Source organism: Microcoleus sp. T2B6 (assembly GCF_036700475.1).
In the GTDB taxonomy this organism is placed as follows: Bacteria; Cyanobacteriota; Cyanobacteriia; order Cyanobacteriales; family Microcoleaceae; genus Microcoleus.
Genome location: NZ_JAUBOZ010000207.1, coordinates 1 through 4961, shown reverse-complemented (window position 1 = coordinate 4961; position 4961 = coordinate 1). Strand labels below are relative to the sequence as shown.

The window sequence follows — 4961 nt, the reverse complement described above, 5'->3', positions numbered from 1 at the left end:
ATGACTAATGACTAATGACTAATGACTAATGACTAATGACTAATGACTAATGACTAATGACTACTGACTAATGACTACTGACTAATGACTAATGACTAATGACTAATGACTACTGACTAATGACTACTGACTAATGACTAATGACTAATGACTAATGACTAACTACATTAAGGATTGCTATGCAAAAGTGGGAGTATTTATTTGTGGATGCGAATATGTATCCTTTTGGAAACAAGCTGATTAGTTTATATGTAAACGGTGAAGAACAGCGAGATTGGAAACAAGGCTCGCTGCATCTATTTGTCAATCATTTGGGGGAGGAGGGATGGGAACTTGTGGCTCTGGATCACGACTCGAAGTATGACCAAAATTGTTTGATTTTTAAACGCCCTAAGCTTATTTAATAAAAGTCGGAGTATAAAAAACTATGGCATTAGTAAAGATTGACACTTTTCACCCTTCTTAGCAACGGGCTAGAAGCCCGTTCCACACACAACAAAGATATTTTATTGGGGAACAGGCATCCTGCCTATTCTTGAAAAGGGTGCAAGATTTTAGTGCAACCTAACTTAACAACAAACAACTGTTTTTTTTCATTAGTATTACAAGTTGTCCGAGCGATCGATCCTGCGGTGCCATTCGGCATCTATTTTGGCTGACTGTTCTAGTTCTTGTTGCGTTAATTCTGTTTCTGTTGTATAAGCTAAGTCTTCTCCTGTCAGAACGTTTTCTGCTGCAAATTCCTGGGCGTAGGTGAGTTTTTTGAGCAAGCTGTCATCGGGTTCGTTTAATAACATTGCTCGCTGCTGACGCTCTTGATTGCGGGCTTCTATCCGGCTATTTTTCCACTGAATCCAGAAGTAGCGAATTAAAGGAATTGCGAGAAATCCGACGCCGTAAATTAGGAGCATGGGATAAACAGCGCTGACGAAACCGATAAATCCACCGACGATTAAATTATTAGTTAATAGATTCCCCAAAACTAACGCACCGACAAGATTGACGGCTCCTAACCCTGCTGCGAGCATGATTTGTCCTGAACTGGCGTTGCTGAAACGCCACAGCATTTCTCGCAAATAAGCTGCTACTGGTTCAGAATTTCTCTCGGTGGCTGTGGTTTGCAATTGCGGAAAATGGTAGACTATTTGCCCTTCGGGACTGACTTCGGGGCGGCCGTCAAAACGGGCGAGAGTCGGTAGCATATATTGTTCGTATTCTCGGGCGTATCCCTGTCCAAGATTTTCGAGATAGGGGGCAATTTGTTCGGCGGCGACGGCACCTCGGTTGTTGCGAATTGCAGTCGCAATATCGCTCCACTTGCGCTCTTCTAGATTGTGATTGGGATTGCCGTCTCCAAAGAGAAAGGAGAAAACTGCTTCCAGAAAACTCATCTCGGGTTTTGGGCCAGTTAAGCGCGATCGCTGCTGGTAGTATGGTTGGTCATGGTTCCAGTAAAATATCCAGCTTAACTCGTTCCAGAAGTAGGGAAAAAAGGAAAAGCCGCCGCCTCTGCCGCCCCCGCTACCACCGTCTCCTCCGCCGCCGCTGTTATTGCTGTCGCTGCTGGAGAGTAAACTGGAGATTAAAATAGTGATAGCAACAAAAATTAAGAGGATGGAAGCTACCAGCACTATGCCAAAAGATATCCGAATCAGGTAAAATAAAACTCGCCAGATTTTTTGCCACCATTCCTGCAACTGCAAGCGCAAGAATTTGTTTCGCAAAATATCTCGAAAGTTCTTGGGGAATAGGTAGGCAATGTCGCCGGATTCTGCTACTTGCAGGTTGCCGCCTGCTTCGGAGGCGAGGGTTAACAGTTCTCGCTGGGCAAAATTGACATCTAATCCAGCTTTTGCCGCCACGTCTCCAACCGTAACGCGGTAGCCAAGTTGTTCGACGGCTTGCATAATGGTGGGATTCGGAGCCATAGGTTTCTCTCTGTGAAAATTACCCGGTTATTTTTATTATATATTGCGGGAATTCGAGCTGGTTTTGGCGATCGGGTTTCGGATTTTTTTTGATGCTGCCCTTGACTTTGGGGCAAAATATTGCTAGTGTTTTGCCGAATAACTTTTAAGTATGGGCTGAACTCGAATAGCTTAATAAAACTTTGTGATTGAATTTCTCTTCGGCATTTGCTTTTGCTTGTTTGCTCTGAGGGTCAAGGAGGGTGGATTATGGGTACAGTTAGTAAGGTACGGTGCGCGATCGCCCGTTGGCGTTAGCAAAGCAATCCGAAGGAAAGCCATCGAAGAGGAGAGGATGGCCCCTGCACCCTCCAGCAGAACTTTTCCCTTCGGCGCGGGTTTTTGTAAGTTTTGTGTAGAGTGCCAGAGATATGTTAAAGAAATCTAGTTTTTTTGCAAGTCTTGCAAGACTTCTATAAAATAGATAGAGCTTGCGCGGGTGTTAAACCCAAGGGCGTGTTTTAAGGTTCGCACTTGCGATCGACTAAACTTTTTAGCGCCCTCAACACAACGGCCCACTACAACAGTGGCGCAATTATTAATAGCAAAACTTTACAGGCTAATTTTTCGGATTAGCCACTAACCAAAGAATCGCATATGCCAAGAACTCAACGCAACGATAACTTTATTGACAAAAGTTTCACGGTAATGGCTGATATCATCCTCAAGATTATGCCAGCCAAAAAGCAGGCGAAGGAAGCTTTTGCTTATTACCGGGATGGTATGTCAGCTCAAGCAGATGGCGAATATGCTGAAGCCCTGGACAATTATCATGAAGCGCTGAAGCTGGAGGAAGATCCTTACGATCGCAGTTATGTCTTGTACAATATGGGGCTGATCCATACTAGCAACGGCGAACACGATAAAGCTTTGGAATATTACAGCGAGGCTTTGGATCTCAATCCGAGAATGCCACAAGCACTGAATAATATTGCTGTAATTTACCACTATCAAGGGGAAAAGGAAAAGGAAGCTGGCAATATTGAAGGCGCGGAAGGGCTGTTTGATAAAGCTGCGGATTATTGGAAGGAGGCTATTCGCTTGGCCCCAAACAATTACATTGAGGTACAAAATTGGCTGAAGACGACAGGCCGATCGCAAATTGATGTGTATTTTTAACTAGGATGGGCATGGGGCACGGGGCATAGGGCATAGTTAGTAGTTAATAGTTGGTAGTTAGTCGTTTCTCTAATAACAAATAACCAATTCCCTATGTCCAATGCCCAATGCCCAATGCCCAATGCCCAATTGCCCATTCCCCATTCCCCATTCCCGATTTTTATGATTGACAGAGAAGAAGTTCGGAAAGTAGCGAATTTAGCGAGATTGGAATTAACGCCGGAAGAAGAAGAGCAGTTTACTGGTCAACTTAACGGTATTTTGGATTATTTTGAGCAGTTGAGCGAACTAGATACGAGTAAGGTACAGCCGACAACGCGGGCGATCGATGTTAGTAATGTAATGCGATCGGACGATTTGCAACCTTTTGCTAAGGGAGAAAGTATTTTGGAGGGAGCTCCCGATCGCGATGGGGAGTTTTTTAAAGTTCCTAAGATTATGTAGGGTTCCCCCTACGCAGCTAACTGAGGAACATCCCTTGAGGGGCGGGCTAGCAATGCCTACCCCAAAACCCGATTAAATTAACTGTCGAACAGGTAATAAGTAAGCCCGGTAGAAGCCACCCCACAAGCCGATTAAACTGATAGAAACCCAACACAATATCGCTCATAGCGATGATCGGGAAAGTTCATTTTTGGGGCGACAAATAGTCATGTACGTATTAATTGGTGGAGCAGGAATGATGGGGCTGGGTTTAGCCCAGCAGTTATTAAAACTCGGTCATACGGTTGCAATCCTCGATGCCGACCCGCTGGCTTGTCGCTTTGCTCGTGAAAAAATCGGAGTGATGGCATTTGAAGGCAGTGCGGTGAGTACAACGGTTCTTCTGGAAGCGGGAATTAAACAAGCAAACGCAGTCGTTGCAGCACTCAGGGATGATGCACTGAATTTAGCGCTCATCACCCTATCCAGGAGCTATGGCATTTCCCATATTGTGGTGCGGATGCGCGATCGCGAATTCATGGAAGCCTATCGCCTTGCCGGAGCCAGTCACATCATCAGCACGATTGATTTGGCAGTCGCAACAATGGCGAATGCGATTGAATACCCTCAAATCGAATCGATGATGCACTTTGAACAAGGACAAGTCGAGGTGCTAAAGCTGCCCGTTCCAGGCGATTGCAATGTGGCAGGTCGCACCGTTGCTCAAATTGCTCAAGACCCTCGTTTTCCAAAAGGTTCGCTGATTATTGGTTATCAATGCCATGCCTGCGCCAATCTGGAGATTCCAAACGGCAATACTGTTCTAGAAGCAGGTTCTACCATCTTGGTCGTCACCCGTCCAGAGCTAGTTCACCAGATGATTGATTACCTTGGCATTCGCGCTAGTCATCTGCCAACGTTAGAAGTTTCTCATCCAAATCTTTGATGTAAGGATGAACCAGATCCTCTGGGACAATTCGCTTGCGGAGGGCATCGCTAACTGCTCCTTTTTCTGCTAGAAGCAATCGCCGCCGAATCGTATCTAGCCCGGTGCGATCGCCCTGTACTTGCCCGGCCCGATGTTTATTGTAGAGATCGCGCAGCACTCGCTCAGAGTGTGCTACTCGTGCTTGATATGATGCCCATAACTCTTCGTAAACTGCCTTCGGCAACACACCAGATTTCAGCAAACTATCTAGCTCATCTTGAGCCGCTTTGGAAGCGATCAACTGAATCTGTAACTGCCCAGCTTCCTGCATTACATCAGAAACACGGCTAATTTTTAGTCGTTTTACTAGCCAGGGTAAACTTAATCCCTGTCCTACCAGGGAGCTAGTCCCTAGGTAGCGAATAAATAGACAAAATGATACACTTATAGACAAATATGCGGTGTACCATTTTGTTTAAGCTCGCGCGTTTTCGCAAAAAAGCTGGGATTGTCAGTAAAAACAC

The 4961-nt window shown here is 45.3% G+C and carries 6 protein-coding genes; 4 read left to right on the top strand and 2 right to left on the bottom strand.

What is annotated here, in order from left to right; all coding sequences use genetic code 11:
* Positions 1–179 precede the first annotated feature (179 nt).
* Positions 180–404, top strand: a complete 225-nt coding sequence (locus QUA00_RS36225; protein WP_015174403.1) for a hypothetical protein — start codon at positions 180–182, stop codon at positions 402–404.
* Between the two features lie 198 nt (positions 405–602).
* On the opposite strand, the gene QUA00_RS36220 is transcribed toward QUA00_RS36225, so the two are convergent.
* The gene (locus QUA00_RS36220; protein WP_333413390.1) at positions 603–1928 is read right to left on the bottom strand and encodes a hypothetical protein; all 1326 of its coding nucleotides are present in this window, start codon (positions 1926–1928) and stop codon (positions 603–605) included.
* 636 nt (positions 1929–2564) lie between these two features.
* On the opposite strand from QUA00_RS36220, the gene QUA00_RS36215 reads away from it, so the two are divergent.
* From QUA00_RS36215 to QUA00_RS36205, 3 genes are all read left to right on the top strand, one after another.
* On the top strand, positions 2565–3086 hold the full coding sequence (locus QUA00_RS36215; protein WP_333039118.1) for a photosystem I assembly protein Ycf3: 522 nt from the start codon (positions 2565–2567) through the stop codon (positions 3084–3086).
* Between the two features lie 162 nt (positions 3087–3248).
* Complete coding sequence (gatC, locus tag QUA00_RS36210; protein WP_006635952.1) at positions 3249–3530, top strand: Asp-tRNA(Asn)/Glu-tRNA(Gln) amidotransferase subunit GatC; 282 nt, start codon at positions 3249–3251, stop codon at positions 3528–3530.
* A 208-nt stretch (positions 3531–3738) separates the two neighbouring features.
* Positions 3739–4455: a TrkA family potassium uptake protein gene (locus QUA00_RS36205; RefSeq protein ID WP_333413388.1), complete on the top strand. Its 717-nt coding sequence runs from the start codon at positions 3739–3741 to the stop codon at positions 4453–4455.
* Here QUA00_RS36205 and QUA00_RS36200 read toward each other — a convergent pair.
* The gene (locus QUA00_RS36200; RefSeq protein ID WP_333145436.1) at positions 4412–4768 is read right to left on the bottom strand and encodes a hypothetical protein; all 357 of its coding nucleotides are present in this window, start codon (positions 4766–4768) and stop codon (positions 4412–4414) included. The two genes, QUA00_RS36205 and QUA00_RS36200, sit on opposite strands and share 44 nt — an antisense overlap.
* Positions 4769–4961: the final 193 nt, after the last annotated feature.